Here is an 18,942-nt window from a genome sequence, read left to right on the forward strand (position 1 = left end):
AAGTCCATGACCCGCCGGCGCATGTTGTGTCGGCGGCAAAGCGGATACGATCGTGTCCTTCATGACTTCGTCCTCTCGATCCGATGATGTGATGGCAAGCCTCGTGTCGAGGCATTGTGATATCGCTTAACCTGCAAGCCGCGCTTGAGCCGCCTCACCCTGCAGCCAGTCGTACCAGCTGGCGAGCCCGTCGCCGGTTTTCGCCGAGACCTGGATCGCCCTGATCTGCGGATTGACCGTTTGCGCATTGGCGATGGCCTCCTCGACATTAAAATCGACATGCGGCAACAGGTCCGTCTTGTTGATGACCATGATCTCCGCCGCTCGAAACATATGCGGGTATTTCAGCGGCTTGTCGTCGCCTTCGGTCACCGACAGGATGACGACCTTGGCGCGCTCGCCGAGATCGAACATTGCCGGACAGACGAGGTTGCCGACATTCTCGACCATGACCACAGAGCCGACTGCCGGCTTCAACTCGGCAAGGCCCTTGGCAATCATATCGGCTTCGAGATGGCAGCCGGCGCCGGTGTTGACCTGGACAGCGGCGGCACCGGCGGCGCGGATGCGCTCGCCGTCATTGGCAGTCGCCTGGTCGCCTTCGATGACCGAGATCGGCATCCTGTCCTTAAGGTCGCGGATGGTGCGCTCGAGTAGCGTCGTCTTGCCGGAGCCGGGCGAGGAGACCAGATTCAGCGCCAGGATTTCGCGGCCGGCGAACCAACCCCGATTCTTCGCGGCGAGCATATCGTTCTTGGCAAGTATCTGCGCCTCAAGCTCGACCACCAGATTGTGGCCTTGGTTGTGGCTGTGACCATGGTCACGGTCACGGTCACGGTCATGGTCATGGCCATGATCATGCGAGTGATCGTGATGGCCATCGGCGTAGTCGTGATGACCGTGGGAATGATCGTGACCGGCTTCATGCAATTCCGCATCGCCATGCGCATTATCGTGATGATGGTGATGCTCATGCACGTGGTCCGACCGGTGGTCGTGGCCTTGCTCATGGCCGTGGCTATGCGCATGAGAGTGGCAGTGCGGATGTTCGTGATCATGGATGTGACCGTCGTCGTGGTCGTGCGGGTGAGTGTGGCTGTGCTCATGACCGTGGTCGTGCCGATGCTGCATGCCGTCGTCATGCGGACGGGCATGATCATGCGCGTTGCCCAGCGCCGTTTCCTTGCCGGTCTGGAGGTCGAGGATTCGCGTTTCGTCCTTCGAGCCGCAACCACAGGTTCCGCACATCAGGGAGCCTCCTCGATTTCCATTTCCCGGATTTTCAGCTCTTCACCCGCCAGCCGGTCGATGGCGCGGGAGCCGCAGGCGCAGGCCTGGTAGAGCGTGGTGGTGTCGAAGGCCCCGCCGCAACTCCGGCAACGCGCCCGCCCCGCTATCTTCTGGATGTCGAGAAGCGCGCCATCGAGCAGCGTGCCCTTGGCGACGATGTCGAAACAGAACAGGATAGCGTCGGGCATCACGCCGGAGAATTGCCCGACGTCGAGCGTCACCCGTTTGACACGGCGGCCCTTCGCCGCTTCCTCGACGATTGAGACGATGTTGCGGGTGATGCCGAGCTCGTGCATCAGCAAATCCGCGGCAATTGTTCGCCGACCAGCATGTCGACGATGCGCCGGCCGCCGAATACCGTCTGCATGGTGACGCGCCCTGCCTCGCCGCGCACGGCATGGCCGATGATCGATGACCCCTGGCCCAGCGCATGGCCGGAGAGAGCGGCAAGTGCCGCCGCACTTTCCTCAGGTGGCACGACGACGACGATCTTGCCTTCGTTGGCGAGATAGAGCGGGTCGAGACCGAGGATCTCGCAGAAGCCGCGCACTTCCTCGCGTAGCGGCGTCAAAGCTTCGTCGATCTCGATCGACACACCGGAGGCGTCGGCGATCTCGTTGAGGACCGTGGCGACACCGCCGCGCGTCGCATCGCGGATGCAACGCGTGCCGGGTGCGGCTGCCAGCAGCACCTCGATCAACCCGTGCAAGGCCGCGCAATCGCTTTCGATCGAGGTTTCCAGCTCCATGTCGCCGCGTGCGCACAGGATCGCCGCGCCGTGGTCGCCGAGCAGCCCATTGACCAGGATGGCATCGCCCGGCTTCACGTGATCAATGCCGAGTTCGAGGCCTGGCCTGATCACACCGATGCCGGTGGTGGTGATGAAGATCTTGTCGCATGCGCCGCGCTGCACGACCTTGGTGTCGCCGGTAACGATGCTGACGCCGGCCTCGCGCACGGCCTCGGCCATCGACAGCGCTATGCGGCGCAGCGTCTCGACCTGCATGCCTTCTTCGATGACGACGGCGCAGGACAAATAGAGCGGCTTTGCGCCGCCGACGGCGAGGTCGTTGACGGTGCCGTAGACGGCAAGCTTGCCGATGTCGCCGCCCGGAAAGAACAGCGGATCCACCACGAAAGAGTCTGTCGTGAAGGCGAGGCGGTCGCCATGAGTCGCCAGCATTGTCAGATCGAAACGGGCCTGGTCCTCCAGAACCTCAGGTGCCGCGCCGGCAAAGGCGCTGATGAACACGTCGTCGATCAGATCCTTCATCGCTTTGCCGCCGCCGCCATGGGCAAGCGTCACGGTCGGGATGAAAACGCCCCCCAGCACGCGCTTGGGTGGCGGTGGCCGCACGTTCATGACACGGCCGCCACGCTGGCATCGGGCCGGGCCGCCGTGTGCTTCTTGACGCCGCCATACTGGTAGTAGGCGGCGCAAGCGCCTTCGGACGAAACCATCAGCGCGCCGAGCGGCATTTCCGGCGTGCAGGCGATGCCGAACACCTTGCACTGCCATGGCTTGATGACGCCCTTCAGCACCTCGCCGCATTGGCAGGATTTCGGGTCCGCGATCTTGACCCCGGGAATGGCGAATTTGCGCTCGGCATCGAAGCGGGCGTAGTCGTCGCGCACCTTGACGCCGGAATGGTCGATGGAGCCAAGCCCTCGCCATTCGAAGAATTCACGCAGTTCATAGACCTTGCCGACCGCGGCAAGTGCCGCGTTGTTGCCGGCCTCAGGCACGATGCGGGCATACTGGTTTTCGATCTCGGCGCGACCATCCTTGATCTGCTTCAGCACCATCCAGATCGACTGCAGCACGTCGAGCGGCTCGAAGCCGGCGACGACCATCGGCCGCTTGTAGAAGTCGGCGATGAATTCGTAGGGCGCGGTGCCGATGACCATCGAGACATGGCCTGGGCCGAGGAAGCCGTCGAGATGCAGGTCGGGGCTGTCGAGGATCGCCTTGATCGTCGGCACGATGGTGATGTGATTGCAGAACACCGAGAAGTTTTCGATGCCATCGGCTTCAGCTTGCAGCACGGTCAGCGCGGTGGACGGCATGGTGGTCTCGAAACCGAGGCCGAAGAACACAACCTCACGATCCGGGTTCTTCCTGGCCAGCGTCAGCGCATCCATCGGCGAATAGACCATGCGCACATCGGCGCCGTCGGCCTTGGCCTGCTGCAGGCTCTTCTTCGAACCCGGCACGCGCATGGCGTCGCCAAAGGTTGTGAAGATCACCTCGGGCCGTTCGGCGATCGATACGCAGTCGTCGACGCGGCCCATCGGCAAGACGCAGACCGGGCAGCCGGGCCCATGCACCAGTTCGATGGCGTCGGGCAGCATGCCTTCAAGCCCATAGCGGAAGATCGAATGTGTGTGACCGCCGCACACTTCCATGATGTTGATTGGACGCGTCCTAGCGATCTCGATCGTGGCGGCGAGCTTGTTGATTTCCTTGATCAGGATTTTTGCTTTTTCGCGGTCGCGGAATTCGTCGGTGTATTTCATTGGACGCTTCCTTTTCCGGCGGCGGAACCACGTTCGTCGGCGAGCAGCGTGTGCACGAGGTCCCACAGGATGTGGTAGGCAGCGACGTGGCATTCCTGGATGCGGTGGATCGAGGTCGACGGCACGACCAGCAGATGATCGAGGGTGCCGGATAATTTCATGCGACCGCCGTCGCCACCGGCGAGACCGATCGTGTGAACGCCCATCTCCCTGACCTTGGCGAAGGCCGACACCAGGTTCTGCGAATTGCCGCTGGTCGAAATGCCGATGACGGCGTCGCCCTTGCGGGCGTGCGCCAGCAGCTGGCGCACGAAGACATGGTCGAAACCGAGGTCGTTGCCGACGGCTGAGATCATGGCGAGGTCGGCGACGAGATTGGTGGCGGCGAGCGCCGGCCGGCCGGCGGTGACCGGATGGACGAACTCGACGGCGACATGCGAAGCATCGCAGCTCGAGCCACCATTGCCCATCGAAAAGAGTTGGCCATGGTTGCGGTAGACATCCGCCAGCGTGTGCGCGGCCGCGACCAGGATTTCGGCCTGGCCGCCGAAGAAGCTCTCATTGGTTTCGCGGGTGTCGCGCGCTTTCTCGGCAACGGAATGCAGCAAAGCCGCATTCATCTTTTCCGGGTCCTGCGCCTTGCCGTGCAGGAACGGATAGAGCGCTTTCAGTTCGCTTTCGCTGGACATTCTGGCGTCCTCCTCTTGCATGCCGCCCAAAAGTGCGGAGCGGTTTTGGGACAACGACGTGCATAAAAACAGAACTTGAAGCGCGCCGACGGCGGTCTAATGCACCGACGACAGCCTCATCGACTCCATTTCGGCTTGTACTTCGCCGAGTTCGGTAAGAATTTTCAGGGTCTCGGCGGCCTCATGCTCGTCGATGCGGCTCATGGCGAAGCCGACATGGATCAGCACCCAGTCGCCGACGCAGTCGTCGACGGAATGGGTTTCGTTGACGATGCAGGCAATGTTGACCTGCCGCCTGACGCCGCTGACATCGACCGTCGCCAGCTTCTTCAGGTGGTCATCGATCTTGACGATCCGTCCTGGGATTCCGAGGCACATGGTCAGCTCGCTTTCTGCCGGACTTGCCCGGCGTCGATGAGGTGAGCGGCGGCTACGGTCGCCTGGCCGAACGCGATGCCGCCATCATTGGCAGGGACTTTCGCGTGCGTCAGAACCTTGAAATCCACGGCCTCAACCCTGCTGAGAACCTGCTCGAACAGCACCTTGTTCTGGAAGCATCCGCCCGACAGCACGACCGTGTCAAAACGCGGCGGGGCATCGTCCTCATCACCTCGTGCCAGCTTCAGCGCCATAGCGGCGATCGACTTCGCCAGGCCCTTGTGAAAACGGGCCGAAATGACCGAGGCCGGGGTTTTCAGGATGAGGTCGCCTAGGATGGCATTCCACATGCCGAGCGGTTCGATATAAGGAAGCCCAGAGCCTTTCAGGTTCGGGATCGGCAAGGGATAGGCGAGATGATCGCCTTCCTCGACAAAGGTTTTGTGGCAGACAACGGCTTCGAGGCGAGCCGCGGCCTCGCCCTCATAGGCCTGCCGGTCGAAGCACAATCCGGCAGCGGCTGCGACCGCATCGAAGAGTCGGCCGCAGGACGATGCCTTGGGTGAATTGAGCGAAGCCTTGAGCATGGCGCCGATGGTTGCAAGCGGCTTGGCAGAAAGGGCGGCGAACAGGTCGAGATCCTCGAAATTCATCTTGAAGGCGGCGAAGCCCATTTCGGTCATCAGGTGGGCATAGAGGTTGCGCCATGGCTCGCGCACGGCTTGCGCGCCGCCGGGCATGGCGACCGGTTTGAAGGTGCACAGCCGCTCGAAGCGGCGATAGTCGGCCAGCAGGAATTCTCCGCCCCAGATGCCGCCATCCGAGCCATAGCCGAGCCCATCGAGCACGACAGCCAGAACAGGTGCAGCATCGAGCGCGCGGCCGTTTTCGGCGAGGCAGGCGGCAGCGTGAGCGTGATGGTGCTGAATTTCCAGCAGTGGCAGGTTTTCAGCGGCAGCTGTCGCTCGCGCCAGTTTTGCCGAGAGATATTCCGGGTGCAGATCCGCCGCCAGCGCCACCGGCCGATGGTCGAACAGATCCCGGTAGAGCCCAAGGTTATTGCGGTAGTCGTCGTAGGTCAGCGCGTCTTCGAGATCTCCCTGGTGCTGCGACAACACCGCGCGTCCGTCTTTGACCAGACAGAAGGTCGATTTCAGTTCCGCACCATAGGCGAGGATTTCCGGCGCCTGTTCAAAACCATACGGCAGCGCGATCGAGGCCGGTGCATAGCCACGCGCGCGGCGCAGCACCCGCAGTTTTCCACCCATGCGGCGCACAACGGAATCGTCGATGCGATTTGCGATGTCGCGGTTGTGGATCAAGGCGTAGGCAGCGATTTCAGACAGTTTCTTTGCCGCTTCGGCATCGTCGATAACCTGCGGTTCGTCCGATAGGTTGCCGCTGGTCATGACGACCGGGCGGGTCATCCTGCGAAGCAGGAGCAGATGCAGTGGCGTCGACGGCAGCATGAAGCCGAGCGTGCCGAGACCTGGCGCGATTGCCTCCGGCAGTTTCTCCGGCCCGTCGGCGGCAAGCAGCACGATCGGCGCCTCGCGGCTTGTCAGCGCGGCAGCCTCCTCGTCGCTGACCGTGGCATAGCGTCTGATCACATCCAGATCGCGCGCCATCAGCGCGAAGGGTTTTGCATCGCGGCGCTTGCGCTTGCGCAGCATGGCGACAGCCTCCGGCCGGGTGGCGTCACAAGCCAGCTGGTAGCCGCCAAGTGCCTTGATGGCGACGATCTCGCCCTTCTGGATCAGGCCGAGTGCGGCATCAACGTCGTCGAGCATCGAATATTGTTCAAAGGAGAGCGCGCGGCCGTCGAAACGGATCAGCCGGGCTTTCGGCCCGCAGACATGACAGGCGGTCGCCTCGGCGTGAAAGCGGCGGTCGGCGGGGTCGCGGTATTCCGTACCACAAGCTTCGCAGAGCGGGAAGGGCGCCATGGTCGTCGTGGCGCGGTCATAGGGCACGGCGCGCACGATGCTCAGCCTTGGACCACAGTGGGTGCAGTTGGTGAAGGGGTAGCGGAAGCGGCTCAGGAACGGGTCGGCGATCTCGGCCGCGCATGCGTCGCATATGGCGGCGTCGGGTGAGATTTCGGTGCGTGCCGCACCGACCACGCTGTCGACGATGACGAAACCCGGCTCGATTGTGCCACCGTAGCCACGCGTCTCGATAGCGGTGATTTCGGCCAACGGCGGTGGCAATGTTCGTAACTCGTCGATCAGCGCGGAAACGGCGGACACGGCGCCACGCAGGCGAATGAGCACACCCTCGCTGTCGTTGAGAACGTCGCCATCGAGACCGAGCTTGCGGGCGATCCGCCACACGGTCGGCCTGAAGCCGACGCCCTGCACGCGACCGCGCAGCCTGATCTCGACCGTTTCGGCCGGATCGGTGCGCGGCACGCAAAGCAGCGTGTTCATGCGGCCACCTCCCACAACAGCACGCGGTTGTTGCCGGTGTCGGCAACCGCCAGCGTTGTACCTGACGCCGACAGCGCGAACGGCCAGCAGACGCTATCGCGTGCGGCGAAACGCCAGCGATTGTCGCCCTTGTCGCAGAAGCTGGTTTGGGCGGCGAGGCCGGAAGCGGCGCGGTCCATCCCGAGATCATCAAGGGAATAGCTGACCAGACGGGAATTGGCGGTGTCGGCACAAAAAACGAGGCCGTCGTGAACGACCGTCCCGTAAGGCATGTTGAGCGAGCGATAGTTGGGATGGTAACCGGCACGGTTGTGGTCGTTGCCGTCGAAGCTCGATTGGCCCAGCACGAAGCTGCATGGCGCGCCGTCGACATTGGGCATCGAGTTCCAGACCATGATGCGGTTGTTGCCGGCATCCGCCACCAGGATCCGGCTGTCATCGACAGCCACGCTGTGCGGCCACCGCATGCCGACCGCGGCGCCCGAGCCCGACGCGTTGTCGTCGCGCGTTACCATATCCGTCTGGCCCAGCACCAGATCAGCGGCCTGGCCGTTGCGTTGAGGAAGCGAGTTCCAGACCAGCACACGACGATTTCCGGTGTCTGCGACAAACAGCCGTCCGTCGGCGACGGTGACACCATAGCACCAGTTCAGCGTGTCGGCGGCCGCAACGGCATCGCCACGGTTGGCAACGCCGCTCAAAAAATCCGCCTGCCCCAGCACCAGGTCCGCCGGTTGGTTCGAATGCTCGGGCAGAGTGCGCCAGATCAGCACACGGTGGTTCCATGCGTCGGCGACGGCGAGTATCGTGCCGTCGGTCGAAATGCCGGTCGGCATGTTCAAGGTCGCCGCACCGACCACGCCGCGCGCGTTGCGGCCTTCGGAAAAGAAGTCGGGCTGGCCGATCAAAAGGTCGGCAGGTGCATTGTCTTGATCCGGCACCTTGTTCCAGACCATCAAGCGATGATGGCCGGTGTCGGCAACGAAGCACGGCCCTTCGTGCGGCGCGAAGCAGACGCCCCGCGGCCCGAATAGCGTATGCGGTTTCGGCGCGACCGAGTCAGGCAGCCCGTCGGCATCCACTTGGTTGCCAAGTACGACGCGCGCGCCGGCTGGGTCGAGCATCGGCGGCAGTGCCATGCCAACTGGCGGCAGGGCTCGGCGATAGTCAGGCGAGAGCGAGATGCGCATCACGATGATAGCCTCACCTCGACGCGATTGCCGATAACGCGCACGGCGTGTGACTGCAGCGCCACTTCCGGAGCTGTCAGGCATTCGCCGCTGGAAAGGTCGTATTGGAAGCCGTGATGCGGGCAAGTGATGATGCCCTGTTCGACATCGCCGCTATCGAGCGGAATGCCGAGATGAGCACAGGCATTCTGAAAGCAGGACACGATCGCATCCTGTCGCGACAGGATCACGTCCTGCCCGCCGACGACGAGGGTGCTTATGCCGCCGAGCGGGATTTCGTCGAGGCGGCAGACCAGGTGCCAGCCGCCGACGGCGCCGAGCGCGAACGGGCTGACGAAGCGGACGCTGTCATTGTCGGCCGCATTGCTCATGCTCTTGATCTGGATGATGTCGGAGATCTCCGGACAGGCCTCCTCGATGGCCTTTTTGACGCCGGCATGAAAGGTCAGGGCCGAAGCCGGGCATCCATCGCAGGCGCCGACAAAGCGCACCTCGATCGCCGGCGGCCTCACGCTGACCAGTTCGACATCGCCGCCATGCGAGGCGAGCATCGGGCGCACGCCATCAAGTGCTGCCCCCACCCGTTCGCTAAGGCTGGGTTTCAAGATGTTGTGACGGCGAAGCACGGCGTAGACGACCTCGTCGGTCACCGCTTGCTTCATGGCCGCGAGCGCGGCAGGCTCTTCTTTCAGCGCCTGCACCAGCCGGCGTAGCGCCTCGCCGTTCAGGTCTTCGATGGCGCGCCGGTAGGCTTCGACGGCGCTACGCTGGGTCTCGTCCCAAATGGCGAAGATCGCCTCGACCCGCAGGATGTCGCCGGCAAGACCGGCGAGATCGTCGCGTTTAGTCGGGATGAGGTCGACGGCGTTCATCTCACCGATACCGCAGATCTTTGAAGAGATATGGCTGCAACGCACCCCCGATCAAGCCGGCGATCGCAGTCGCTGCGGCTACAGGCAGGCCGAGCTTGGCCAGCACTACGACCAGCACAGCTGTTGTGACGGCGCCTATCGCCGATTGGCGATAGACCTTGGACGGTTCGGAAAACAGTTTCCCGCGCAAAAACAGGAGGATGGAGCTCTTGGCCATTTCCCACATGGCGCCGCCTCAGCCGACAAGAGCCAGGATGACGATACCAGCAAGCACGCCGGAGAATCCGCCAACCGGGCCATAGAAGGAGCCCAACATAGCGGCCAGCTCGTTGCCGAGAGCCTTGCCACCGGTCGCCACGCCGCCGATGGCTCCGCCGATACCCGAGGCCACGAGCCCTGTTGCAAGCGCCAATGCGACGCTGCCTATTGTGAGTACTACTGCCGTCACTTGCCATTCTCCTTTCGTATGCTTGATGAAATAACCATCACCCGGTTTGCGCGTGCGCGCCGGTTCCGTTCGTGGGCGCCACGGCAAGCAATTCGCGGCCGATCTGGTCGCAGGCCTCGGCAACGAAGCGAGATTTTTCTGCTTCGCCGCTACGGCTGAAAATAGTACGACATTCCTGGTAATACTGTTGCGCGAGAAGCAGGTTAACTCGATTGCCACGTTCGGGATGCTCTGGATCGTCCGGCAGGTTCCATACACAGTTCGCCTTGTTGGCGATCGTATTGGCAAATTCGAGGGGCATCGTTTCACGCGATCGGACTTTCAGGGCCTCATCGTAAGCGTCAAGCGCGCGCAAATTATTTTCCAGCGTACGACTCGATGAAGCATATTGCAGTGCGTTGCCGAGATTGTTCTGCAGCATGGCGTACTCGGTCGGATGATCGATCAGATTGACAACCTTCAGGCCTTCCTCGAACGCCTGCACGGCCAGCGCCTCCCGCATTTTGGCTCTGGAGTCGGTGAACGGCATCGACAGGAAAGCCGTCGCCACATTGTTCTGCACGATGGCAAATTCCTTGGGGAACCGCAGCTTGTCGAAGGTGCGCAAAGCACGCTGATAGGCCGAGATCGCGTCGGTGATGCGGGCCTTGTGCTGACCGGCGAGATTCTGGATGGCAAGACCAAGGTTCATCTCTGTCTCGGCCAGTTCCTCCGGACGTCCGAAATCGGTGAAATGCGGGATGGCGGCCTCGAAAGCCTCGCGGGCCTGCTGCAGCGCCAGCGTGCCGCCTTCCGGCAGGACGAGAAGCGCCGTGCCCTTGCGCGCCATGATACGCGCGTCAAGCAGGCGCTGGTCCTCGGGGCAGAGCGCCAAGGCGCGGTCGTAGAGAAAAACGGCGGCGGCGATCTGCTCGGGATTTTTCGGACGCTGCTGCAGCCCCATGGCGATTTCCATGAGCATTTCGGTTCGCTCCGAGGGACTTGCGCCCGCATCGTCCGCCACACTCAACGCTGCCCGCACTTCGTCGCCAACGCGATCGCCGTTCATTCTTGGGTTCCTCCACTGACCGCGTGAGATGCAGCTTACTTTATTGGCAAAAATGCTAACGCACTTTCCTCTACCTGTCTATATAAATTACGAATAGTAAACTTAGTATGCAAAATGCGTGCTAGCAAAACATTCGCTGGCAATTAGCGCTACCTGCTCGGCATCCCAGTCGGCCTCAAGTTTGCAGTCGGCATCATCGCTGATCCCATGTTCACGAAAAAAATCGGGGGCGAAGACAACGCGATCCCCAACTCCGTTGCGCCGCTTCAGCAAATAACCGCCCGCCGCCGGGTGACGCACAGGCAGCACAACCAGGTCGCTCTTTCGCCGCAGAAGGACCACGGTCTCCAGCCCCGCGAAGAAGCGCTCATAGACCTCGCAGGACAGATAGAGCCCGCCGCGCCTAAGCTCGATTAAGACACCGGACATGCTTGTTGCCCCGGTATAAGTGCTGCAACCAGGACTTCGATACGACCTACGACCTTTTCAGCCGAACACGCCACCACGTCGGAAAGACCAATGCCAAGGTCCAGTTCAGACGCCTCGATCAGCAACACGGTCACATCCTGCGGAAACGCATCGCGAAAAATCTGCCGGCCGGCGTAGAGGGCGGCGTCCCAGCGGAAATCGTGCAGGTTCAGCCCCGGTGAATAGGCCCGCTCCAGTTCCACCCCCGGCACCTCGTGGATGGTTCCTGGTTCGACTCCGGATTTGGAAGCGTCAACAACGATCAAAGTCGTGCAGCCCCGCGCAGCGAACATGACCGACATTCCATCTGTTCTGGCATCGAACAATTTGACGCCTAAGTGTTCTATTCCGCGCGCCTTCAGCCGGTCGATGACAACTGGGCCGACGCCATCGTCCCGCCTGTTAGGGTTGCCGCATCCGATGATTGCGATCATCTCGCCACCGTTCAGATCCGCCAGAGCCTGCATGACCATTCCGGTTCGACCGGAACAGCGAACTCAGGCAATTCGCAGAACTTGCGATGCAAGAGATAGTACATACAGGTCTCGCAAGGTTGCTCGATGCCGCCATGCTCGATCGTTTCGAGCGTGAAGCCGCCGATCACCAGCTTGGATTCCAGACTTCCATCGGATTCTCGCAGACGGGCGATGATCTGCGCAATCTCTTCGTGGGTGTCACCTCTCGGGAAAACCTCGGTCTTGAGGCCGCCTGCCAGCATCGAGCGGATCTGCTCGAGGACCTCAGCATCCGTTGCTGCCGTTTGCGCCATGGCATCCTCCCCACAATGTCAGATGCGCCAGAGCCGGCACCACCAGTCCGCATCAACGGGCACGGCAAGCTCTGGCAAGTCACACCATTCGCGATGCACCAGATAGTACAGGCACTCCATGCAGCGCTGCCGATCCGGCCCATAGGGACGATTGAAGAAACCGCTGATAACCATCTTGGCTTCCAGGTCGTCGGGATTGAGAGCGCGCAGTTCGTCAAGGATAGCTGCGAACTCCTTTTCCGTTTCCGGAAAAGGTTCGGTCTGCGTCTTCAGCCCATTATCCATGAAATGGGCCATCTTTCGCAGCATAGCTTTTTGCTGCTCATTATTCATTTCACTCGCCTTGTCTGGAGCTTCGCCATCCGGGATGGTCGGCGATCCTGATAAGCGGGACGCCGAGATACCGACTGTTGAAGGAGAACTTTTTCCAATCAAGCCGTTCTGAAACGCGCGAGTTCTTCGCCAGTGCTGGCGTCATGGGCATGCACCGTGCACACCAGACAGGAATCATATGACCGGCAGACGTGACCCACTTCGACCGGATCGGTCGGGTCGGCGATAGGCGCCCCGATCAGAGCCTCCTCCATCGGCCCTCTGTTGCCGTCCTGCGAGCGCGGACCGACGTTCCACGTCGTCGGCGCTATGATCTGGTAGTTCTTGATCTTGCCGCCCTGCACCTCGATCCAGTGACACAGCGCCCCACGTATTGCTTCTGTCGCACCCCAGCCGCGACCATCCTTCTCCGTCGGCTTGATGTACCAGGGATCGTTGAGTTTGAATTCGCGCAATGCGTGCTCGGCCTGGCGGTAAAGCGCCAATCCCTCATGCATCCGGGCAAAGTGGCGGAGCATGACGCTGGCGCCACCGAGTTTCTTGTACATATCAAGAACCAGTGGATCGTAATGCTGGAAGCTCTCGCCATGCCTACCACCAGCAATCAATTGACGCGACAGTGGCCCTGCCTCGAGGCGACCGTCCTCGTTGTGTCTCACGGCGGTCGCCCAAGAGTATTTTCCGGCCATGTCGACGGTGTTTTTTCGGGTCGGCTTGGTTGTACGGTCGAAGGGATGCACGCCGCCCGGTTCATCATACCAGGCGCGAAGCGTGTCTTCGCGGGTGAATTTCTGGTCCATCAGCTTGTGAGTGTCGGCGTGGCCGTCATAGACGCCGCTTTTCATGATCAACGCCGCGTTGCGGCCCTCGATTGTCGGCTTCTGATACTTGTCTTCGTGCGGCAGGTATCCCCAGCTGACATACTTCCCGACGCCGTTGCCGTATTTGTCGGCGCCGATGTCGAGGCTCATGCGCCAGAACATGCCAAGATCGGAATTGGCATGTTCTGGACGTTCATCGAGCCAGGCCATGAAATCATCGTAGGACTTTATTTCTTGGTAGCGTTCCAGCGTGCAGCCGAGCCACACGGCTTCGATCCAATTACGCTTGAAGTGCTCAAGAATACCACAGGCACGGGTGACATCCGTCAACGTGGGAGCACACACTACGCCACCTGGTACCATATAGCTCGAATGCGGCCATTGCCCGCCGAGCAGCGCATAAATCTCGACTGGCCGTCCCGAAATGGTCACGCCGATCTCATAATTGGTGCCCGTGAAAGGTGCCCAGCGCTTGACGGCCTCCTCATAAAACTTGGACTTGGCGTAATTCTTGTTGGTGTAGTCGATCATAAACAGACCGTAGTGATGGCGGGGCAAACTCTGCAGACTTTCGACGATCTGACCGAGATTGCGCGCCACAATAGCGTTCCGCGGAACTTCGGTCTTCCATGCTGTGTCGAGCGCCCAAGCGGCGCAGGTCAGATGCGACGCCCCGCAGATGCCGCAGGCTCGCGGTGTCACCACCAAGCCTGCCTGCGGATCCTTGTCACGCAAAATAACTTCGAAGCCGCGAAAGAGTTCAGCCTGTGTCCAGGCGTTGACGACAACACCGTCCTTGATGTCGACACGGACGTCGAGATCACCCTCGACGCGGCCAACAGGTGAAATATCAAGTGTCTGTATAGCAGCGGACATGGTCGATGACCTTTCTGAAATGAAGTTTGATCGCTAGCGAATTTGGGACAAAACTGGCTCAGACGACGAAGATGTCCTCTTCAGCCCAGCGCGGAGACGCCGCCTTGGCCGCGGCGGTCAGCTTGACGTAACCAATCTTGTCGACGCCACTGGGCATGTCCTTGGGGACGCCCATGACCGTCTGGGTCTTGAAAACAGTGCCAGGGGCCAGATCGAAGAACGGGAATTCCGGCTCGGTGCAACCCATGCACGGCATCCCAGCGCGTGTCTTGGACGACTGCCGATTCCACAGAATTCGGTTGCAGGGTGAATGCGTCATCGGCCCGCGGCAGCCCAGATCATAGAACAGGCAGCCCTTGCGTTGGCCGAACTCGGTCGCAGAAACCTTGTAGGCGAAGTGCATGTTGCGCGTGCAACCTGTCTGTGTGAAGGACGTGAAGAAGGTTTTTGGCCGCTGGAACTCGTCGAGCGTCAGATCGGCAGCACGCCCGGTGGCCACCGCCACCACGATCTGGGTGATCCAGTCGGGATGGGCCGGGCAACCAGGAATGTTGATGACCGGAAGGCCAGCCTTGGATTTGTAATCCTTGCCGAGAAAGCCGCCATGGGCGCGCTTGAGGAATTGCAACCCGTTGCTTTCGGACGGATTGGGGGCCGTCGCAGGGATACCGCCCCAAGTCGCACAGTCGCCAATCGCGACTGTGAAATTCGCCACCTTGGCGAGATCGGCAACCCAGTCCTTCATCGGCCGCCCGGCAAAGCGGTTCCATTCGCCCGTACCGTCTGGAGCGTTCACGACGGTGCCTTCGAAAACGAAAATATCGAGCGCCATCTGGCCGGAGGTCAGCGCCCTCAGCAGTTTCTTAAGGTTGTCGCCCAGCTCCATGCCCAGAGATGGGTGCCAAAGCACATTGATGCCGAAATCCGTCACCAGATCGCAGGCGCTTGGCTCCTCGGCATTGAGGAACGACATCGTGTTGCCGGAACAGGCTCCGCCCTGGAGCCATAGAAGATTGGCCATAGTTCCCTCATCCTGATCGACGCTGCATTTTGGCGCAGCCGTTCAAAAAGGAGAAAAGCAACCTTCGTGCCAATCTGTGGAAACGCAAAAAAGCCAGCAAAATCCGCCAACCAATATATTGCGCTGCGGCAATGAGGCTGTGCTTTGCGCATACTTCATTTTCATGTGCAAGGAAGGTTACCTCTCTGCCAAGGGCTTGCCGCGCCAGAAAGGCCCTCAGCCATGCCTGTTGCCGCAGACTGGGCAAGCGACCTCAAGCAGATAGCCGTACCAGATGCCTCGGCAGCGGCTGCACCAATGGCCGATGGTCTGCTCCTCGGGAGCGCCAAGAACTGTCGCCATCGGCCCAAGGAGCTATGCTGGAATTTGGATGACGAGGCTGATCAAGCGGCGCTCTGCGGCTTCGTTTCGATGACCTCGATTCCGTCCAGGAACCTGGCACCTGCGATGAGTTTCGGCAACTGATTTTGTCCTTTCAATCGTCGCCACGTCCTGGCTGCGGCCATGACCAGCTTGAAGACCATCAGCCTGGCGGTTTTCGAGGACAGCGAGCCCTTGGTACGCACCGTGCGGTGGCGAACGGGCGCGAGCTGCTGGTCGACGTCAAGCGTCGTGGCCTTAAGATCGCGCCCGATCTTGCCGTGGGCGACGGCGCGCTTGGCTTCTGGAAGGCGCTCGATGAGCTCCTTCCCGGCACCAAACACCAGCGATGCTGGGTGCACAAGACAGCCAACGTTCTCAACAAGCGTCGAAAAATATGACGCGAAATATGCCAAAGCGGTCGACTGCCTGACGAAAGATCAGAATGCCTTGCTGGCGTTCTACGATTTCCCCGGTGCCGAAATCGGTGCAGGCCGGCATGAAGGCAGACCTGCGCGAAATCTATCTCGCTCCCAACCGGGCCTCCGCCGAGACGGCAATTGCCGTCTTCGCCGAACACTGGGATCATCTGCGAACGTCGGTTACCAATCCCATCGAAAGCGTCTTTGCGACCAGCTTTGCGCACCCTCGCGAATACCGGTCTGGAAGCCGACAAGTTCCTTCTTGCCCTCGGGTGTGGCGCCGATCAGAACCAGCATGCATTCGGCATGGTCTTCCATCCGGGCCTGCAGATAGATCCCGTCCGCCCACACATAGACATAGTGGCGCGCCGAAAGATCGCGCTTTTGCCAACGATCGTATTCGGCGTTCCACTGTGCCGTCAGCCGCGTGATCACCGAGGGTGACAGGTTCGGCGCCTCCTTGCCCAAGAGGGCCGCCAGAGCGTCCTGAAAATCCCCCGTCGAAACGCCGCGCAGGTGGAGAACGGGAAGCAGCGCATCCAGACTGCGCGTCCGACGCGCCCATTTCGACAGGATCGATGAGGAAAAACCGGACCCGGTCCGCTTCGTCGGTCGCGCCGCGATCCCGGACCTTCACCCGGCTGACAGGCACCGGACCGATGCCCGTCTGGATGCTCCGCTCCGGGCCGTGACCATGCCGGACAAGCCGGTCACGGCCATCGCCAAGCTTGAGATCCCGCATCTCGGCAAGAAACGCGTCGGCTTCCATCTCCATCGCCTGCGCAAGCAATTTGCGCGCGCCGCTGCGAAGCACATCCGTCAGTGGATCATCAATTTCGTCGGGCTGACGAAGGCGAACAATGTTGATAGTCTTGTTCATGGCGTATCGCTCTCCTTGAGAGGTTCTGGCAGGCTTCGTCACCCGCCTCGATACGCCGCTCTCCTCAAACCGTCATCACCCAGTTTCCGCCATAGCTCCGGCCCAAGCCCTAGAATTTTGGCTGGCTTTTTTGCTCCGACTGGCGATACCCGCGATTGCGGAAACCGGCGATGACGACGGTTCGACTTACAGTGGTGCCGTACTGATCGACCACCTAATTGTGGTTAAGATTATATCGCTTAATCTTGTTGGCAAGACCGACGCGTGACAGGCCGAGCTCGTCGGCAGCACGGCTTTGGTTCCAGTGGTGACGTGTGAGCGCCCGGCGGACAATTTGCTTTTCGAGGCTTTCGACCTGATCCTTTAGCGTCACACCTTCCGGCTGGAAGATGCTTGCCCCATCCCCTTTGGGACGCGGCGCGGCGTTCAGCAATGCAGGCGACATATTTCGAGTCGTTAGATACTCGCCGTCCTTTGCCAGCGCCACCATACGACGGATTTCATTCTCGAGTTCGCGCACATTGCCGGGAAACTCTCCATTGGAGAGTTTGTCGATGACGCTGGCGCTGATGCCAAGGATTTTTCGGCTGAGTGCGTCCGCGTGCTTGGCAGCGAAAAATTCCGCGAGCGGCGCGATGTCATCGGGCCGCTCACGCAGCGCCGGCACTTCGAACTCAAAACCTTTCAGTCGAAAATAGAGATCCTGTCGAAATTCGCCTCGCGCGACCAAATCATGAAGCGGACGGTTTGAAGCCGCGATGACGCGAACGTTGCAATGAAGGACCTTATCTGCACCCAGCGGCTTGACTTCTCCTTCCTGAAGGAAGCGCAGCAAGCTGACCTGGAACGAAGGTGACACTTCCGAAATCTCATCAAGGAACACCGTGCCCCCATCAGCAGCGCGAAACAGTCCGAGACGATCAGAGATTGCTCCGGTAAATGCGCCGCGCTTGTGGCCGAACAGCTCAGACTGCAACAATTCGTCCGACATTCCGCCGCAATTTTGCACAAGCAGCGGACTGGTTCGTCGCGTCGAATTGTAATGGACAGCGCGCGCAAGCAATTCCTTTCCAGTGCCGGTTTCGCCTTGAATGAGGATCGGCAGTTCCGTGGTGGCGGCTTGGCGTGCCAGGTCGCACATCTCAGCCATTTTCTCACTGACATAGACAAGCTTCTCGAAGCGTTGGCTTTCCGGCCGAAAGGGCGAGCCTTTGCGCTCGCCGAAGATGAGCGAGGCACCAGAGATCTTGAACTCGCGCGCGAGAATCCGATGGCGGCGAGCCAGTTCGCGAGTCTCCAGTGCTCGCTCTACGACCAGACCAAGCTGCACGGCGTCGAGTGGAGTGAGAAGGAATTGGTAGATCGCCGCTCGCGCCAGCGCCTGCATGGACACGCGGTGCGAATCTGGGGTTACGTACACGCGCACAATGTCAGGATGAGAGACGCGCAGCTGGGTTAGAAAGTCAAGCCCGCTCGTGTCGTCACCACCGTCTTCCGCAATCGCCAAGTCAACCTGGATACTGCTCATCGCCGTAAGCGCCTCGGCAGGGGAACTTGCAAGGACAACCCGATAGGCATAGCGCTCCGAAAGCACCTCGCATGGCGACCTCCATTCGCTTCCGGGTCGTGCTAGAATGACGATCGTGCCTGGCTGATCCATGAAAGATGGTTTCCACTCTGCGTATCTTGTTAGCAGCGGGACACATAGACATCAATCGCGAGTTTAGGCCATCAGGCGTCAAGTGCTTTTCGAAAAGCGAGGTCGGCCGACTGCCCAGATCGCTTCAATGGCGGCTGCAAGATCGCCGAGATCGGCGATAGTCAGATCGGCTTCGGCGGCCTCGTTGGGGCTTCTCATATAGCCGTTGAGAAGGAAGACGACCGGCAGGCTAGCGTTGTGCGCTGCATCGATGTCGATGGCGCTGTCGCCCACCATGACGGCATCGCGGGGCTCCACGCCAAGCCGGCGAGTGCGTACAAGAGCATGTCAGGCGCGGGCTTGGGTACCAATGCCGCATTTGCGACGAGAGACCGGTAATTTCTCTGGGGTTACGCGGCGCGCAGAAGGGGTGGTTTGGGCTTGAATAATGGGCGCACGTTTGGCTCTGGCTGTCGGAAGGGTGCCCGCAGC

At 60.9% G+C, this 18,942-nt stretch carries 20 protein-coding genes and 3 pseudogenes; 1 reads left to right on the forward strand and 22 read right to left on the reverse strand.

The annotated features are described in order from the left end of the window. Positions 1-126: 126 nt before the first annotated feature. The 19 genes and pseudogenes from hypB to ACFFNA_RS18950 form a co-directional block, all read right to left on the reverse strand. Complete coding sequence (hypB, locus tag ACFFNA_RS18860) at positions 127-1,248, reverse strand: hydrogenase nickel incorporation protein HypB (RefSeq protein WP_378920637.1); 1,122 nt, start codon at positions 1,246-1,248, stop codon at positions 127-129. Further along, positions 1,248-1,586, reverse strand: coding sequence for a hydrogenase maturation nickel metallochaperone HypA/HybF (locus tag ACFFNA_RS18865; RefSeq protein WP_095090130.1), 339 nt, complete (start codon positions 1,584-1,586; stop codon positions 1,248-1,250). The genes hypB and ACFFNA_RS18865 overlap by 1 nt, the downstream gene beginning before the upstream one ends. Further along, positions 1,586-2,653, reverse strand: a complete 1,068-nt coding sequence (gene hypE / locus ACFFNA_RS18870) for a hydrogenase expression/formation protein HypE (RefSeq protein WP_095090128.1) — start codon at positions 2,651-2,653, stop codon at positions 1,586-1,588. Before hypE ends, ACFFNA_RS18865 begins: the two co-directional genes overlap by 1 nt. Next, complete coding sequence (gene hypD / locus ACFFNA_RS18875; protein WP_378920640.1) at positions 2,650-3,807, reverse strand: hydrogenase formation protein HypD; 1,158 nt, start codon at positions 3,805-3,807, stop codon at positions 2,650-2,652. The genes hypE and hypD overlap by 4 nt, the downstream gene beginning before the upstream one ends. Beyond that, the gene (locus ACFFNA_RS18880) at positions 3,804-4,496 is read right to left on the reverse strand and encodes a D-sedoheptulose-7-phosphate isomerase (RefSeq protein ID WP_095090501.1); all 693 of its coding nucleotides are present in this window, start codon (positions 4,494-4,496) and stop codon (positions 3,804-3,806) included. Before ACFFNA_RS18880 ends, hypD begins: the two co-directional genes overlap by 4 nt. A gap of 96 nt (positions 4,497-4,592) precedes the next feature. Beyond that, complete coding sequence (locus ACFFNA_RS18885; protein ID WP_095090125.1) at positions 4,593-4,874, reverse strand: HypC/HybG/HupF family hydrogenase formation chaperone; 282 nt, start codon at positions 4,872-4,874, stop codon at positions 4,593-4,595. Positions 4,875-4,876: 2 nt separating this feature from the next. Further along, the gene (hypF, locus tag ACFFNA_RS18890; protein WP_095090123.1) at positions 4,877-7,303 is read right to left on the reverse strand and encodes a carbamoyltransferase HypF; all 2,427 of its coding nucleotides are present in this window, start codon (positions 7,301-7,303) and stop codon (positions 4,877-4,879) included. Then, entirely contained in the window at positions 7,300-8,493 is a 1,194-nt protein-coding gene (locus ACFFNA_RS18895) for an NHL repeat-containing protein (RefSeq protein ID WP_378920643.1), read from the reverse strand. Before ACFFNA_RS18895 ends, hypF begins: the two co-directional genes overlap by 4 nt. Further along, entirely contained in the window at positions 8,493-9,365 is an 873-nt protein-coding gene (locus tag ACFFNA_RS18900; RefSeq protein ID WP_378920645.1) for a NifU family protein, read from the reverse strand. The genes ACFFNA_RS18895 and ACFFNA_RS18900 overlap by 1 nt, the downstream gene beginning before the upstream one ends. 1 nt (position 9,366) lies before the next feature. Continuing rightward, positions 9,367-9,591, reverse strand: a complete 225-nt coding sequence (locus tag ACFFNA_RS18905; protein ID WP_095090114.1) for a hypothetical protein — start codon at positions 9,589-9,591, stop codon at positions 9,367-9,369. A gap of 9 nt (positions 9,592-9,600) precedes the next feature. Continuing rightward, positions 9,601-9,813, reverse strand: a complete 213-nt coding sequence (locus tag ACFFNA_RS18910; RefSeq protein ID WP_095090111.1) for a hypothetical protein — start codon at positions 9,811-9,813, stop codon at positions 9,601-9,603. Between the two features lie 37 nt (positions 9,814-9,850). Beyond that, complete coding sequence (locus tag ACFFNA_RS18915; protein WP_378920647.1) at positions 9,851-10,642, reverse strand: hypothetical protein; 792 nt, start codon at positions 10,640-10,642, stop codon at positions 9,851-9,853. A 321-nt stretch (positions 10,643-10,963) separates the two neighbouring features. After that, positions 10,964-11,290: a hypothetical protein gene (locus tag ACFFNA_RS18920; protein WP_378920649.1), complete on the reverse strand. Its 327-nt coding sequence runs from the start codon at positions 11,288-11,290 to the stop codon at positions 10,964-10,966. Beyond that, positions 11,275-11,796: a hydrogenase maturation protease gene (locus ACFFNA_RS18925; protein ID WP_245331252.1), complete on the reverse strand. Its 522-nt coding sequence runs from the start codon at positions 11,794-11,796 to the stop codon at positions 11,275-11,277. The genes ACFFNA_RS18920 and ACFFNA_RS18925 overlap by 16 nt, the downstream gene beginning before the upstream one ends. Further along, entirely contained in the window at positions 11,775-12,098 is a 324-nt protein-coding gene (locus tag ACFFNA_RS18930; protein WP_095090105.1) for a hypothetical protein, read from the reverse strand. The genes ACFFNA_RS18925 and ACFFNA_RS18930 overlap by 22 nt, the downstream gene beginning before the upstream one ends. Positions 12,099-12,116: 18 nt before the next feature. After that, positions 12,117-12,431 carry a hypothetical protein gene (locus tag ACFFNA_RS18935; protein ID WP_095090103.1) on the reverse strand — a complete coding sequence of 105 codons (315 nt, stop codon included), beginning with the start codon at positions 12,429-12,431 and terminating at the stop codon, positions 12,117-12,119. A gap of 98 nt (positions 12,432-12,529) precedes the next feature. Further along, positions 12,530-14,128 carry a nickel-dependent hydrogenase large subunit gene (locus ACFFNA_RS18940; RefSeq protein ID WP_095090101.1) on the reverse strand — a complete coding sequence of 533 codons (1,599 nt, stop codon included), beginning with the start codon at positions 14,126-14,128 and terminating at the stop codon, positions 12,530-12,532. Positions 14,129-14,186: 58 nt separating this feature from the next. After that, the gene (locus tag ACFFNA_RS18945; protein WP_378920652.1) at positions 14,187-15,149 is read right to left on the reverse strand and encodes an NADH-quinone oxidoreductase subunit B family protein; all 963 of its coding nucleotides are present in this window, start codon (positions 15,147-15,149) and stop codon (positions 14,187-14,189) included. Between the two features lie 383 nt (positions 15,150-15,532). Continuing rightward, positions 15,533-15,736, reverse strand: a pseudogene (locus tag ACFFNA_RS18950) (IS256 family transposase); the annotation flags it as partial. Between ACFFNA_RS18950 and ACFFNA_RS18955 the strand changes: the two are divergent. After that, a pseudogene (locus ACFFNA_RS18955) lies at positions 15,707-16,143 on the forward strand (transposase); the annotation flags it as partial. The pseudogenes ACFFNA_RS18950 and ACFFNA_RS18955 sit on opposite strands and share 30 nt — an antisense overlap. On the opposite strand, the pseudogene ACFFNA_RS41280 reads toward ACFFNA_RS18955, so the two are convergent. The 3 genes and pseudogenes from ACFFNA_RS41280 to ACFFNA_RS18975 form a co-directional block, all read right to left on the reverse strand. Continuing rightward, positions 16,142-16,811, reverse strand: a pseudogene (locus ACFFNA_RS41280) (transposase); the annotation flags it as partial. The pseudogenes ACFFNA_RS18955 and ACFFNA_RS41280 overlap by 2 nt on opposite strands. A 214-nt stretch (positions 16,812-17,025) precedes the next feature. Further along, positions 17,026-18,339 (reverse strand): sigma-54 dependent transcriptional regulator, encoded by a 1,314-nt coding sequence (locus tag ACFFNA_RS18970; protein WP_378920656.1) that lies wholly within the window; start codon positions 18,337-18,339, stop codon positions 17,026-17,028. Between the two features lie 210 nt (positions 18,340-18,549). After that, the gene (locus tag ACFFNA_RS18975; protein ID WP_378920658.1) at positions 18,550-18,768 is read right to left on the reverse strand and encodes an HAD family hydrolase; all 219 of its coding nucleotides are present in this window, start codon (positions 18,766-18,768) and stop codon (positions 18,550-18,552) included. Positions 18,769-18,942: the final 174 nt, after the last annotated feature.

The sequence above is a fragment of the Mesorhizobium kowhaii genome, assembly GCF_042431665.1.
GTDB classification, from domain to species: domain Bacteria; phylum Pseudomonadota; class Alphaproteobacteria; order Rhizobiales; family Rhizobiaceae; genus Mesorhizobium; species Mesorhizobium kowhaii.

Coding starts and splice junctions, on each gene's coding strand:
- hypB (WP_378920637.1), bottom strand. CDS start 1,248: ATGTGCGGAACCTGTGGTTGCGGCTCGAAGGACGAAACGCGAATCCTC.
- ACFFNA_RS18865 (WP_095090130.1), bottom strand. CDS start 1,586: ATGCACGAGCTCGGCATCACCCGCAACATCGTCTCAATCGTCGAGGAA.
- hypE (WP_095090128.1), bottom strand. CDS start 2,653: ATGAACGTGCGGCCACCGCCACCCAAGCGCGTGCTGGGGGGCGTTTTC.
- hypD (WP_378920640.1), bottom strand. CDS start 3,807: ATGAAATACACCGACGAATTCCGCGACCGCGAAAAAGCAAAAATCCTG.
- ACFFNA_RS18880 (WP_095090501.1), bottom strand. CDS start 4,496: ATGTCCAGCGAAAGCGAACTGAAAGCGCTCTATCCGTTCCTGCACGGC.
- ACFFNA_RS18885 (WP_095090125.1), bottom strand. CDS start 4,874: ATGTGCCTCGGAATCCCAGGACGGATCGTCAAGATCGATGACCACCTG.
- hypF (WP_095090123.1), bottom strand. CDS start 7,303: ATGAACACGCTGCTTTGCGTGCCGCGCACCGATCCGGCCGAAACGGTC.
- ACFFNA_RS18895 (WP_378920643.1), bottom strand. CDS start 8,493: ATGCGCATCTCGCTCTCGCCTGACTATCGCCGAGCCCTGCCGCCAGTT.
- ACFFNA_RS18900 (WP_378920645.1), bottom strand. CDS start 9,365: ATGAACGCCGTCGACCTCATCCCGACTAAACGCGACGATCTCGCCGGT.
- ACFFNA_RS18905 (WP_095090114.1), bottom strand. CDS start 9,591: ATGTGGGAAATGGCCAAGAGCTCCATCCTCCTGTTTTTGCGCGGGAAA.
- ACFFNA_RS18915 (WP_378920647.1), bottom strand. CDS start 10,642: ATGGCGCGCAAGGGCACGGCGCTTCTCGTCCTGCCGGAAGGCGGCACG.
- ACFFNA_RS18920 (WP_378920649.1), bottom strand. CDS start 11,290: ATGTCCGGTGTCTTAATCGAGCTTAGGCGCGGCGGGCTCTATCTGTCC.
- ACFFNA_RS18925 (WP_245331252.1), bottom strand. CDS start 11,796: ATGCAGGCTCTGGCGGATCTGAACGGTGGCGAGATGATCGCAATCATC.
- ACFFNA_RS18930 (WP_095090105.1), bottom strand. CDS start 12,098: ATGGCGCAAACGGCAGCAACGGATGCTGAGGTCCTCGAGCAGATCCGC.
- ACFFNA_RS18935 (WP_095090103.1), bottom strand. CDS start 12,431: ATGAATAATGAGCAGCAAAAAGCTATGCTGCGAAAGATGGCCCATTTC.
- ACFFNA_RS18940 (WP_095090101.1), bottom strand. CDS start 14,128: ATGTCCGCTGCTATACAGACACTTGATATTTCACCTGTTGGCCGCGTC.
- ACFFNA_RS18945 (WP_378920652.1), bottom strand. CDS start 15,149: ATGGCCAATCTTCTATGGCTCCAGGGCGGAGCCTGTTCCGGCAACACG.
- ACFFNA_RS18970 (WP_378920656.1), bottom strand. CDS start 18,339: ATGAGCAGTATCCAGGTTGACTTGGCGATTGCGGAAGACGGTGGTGAC.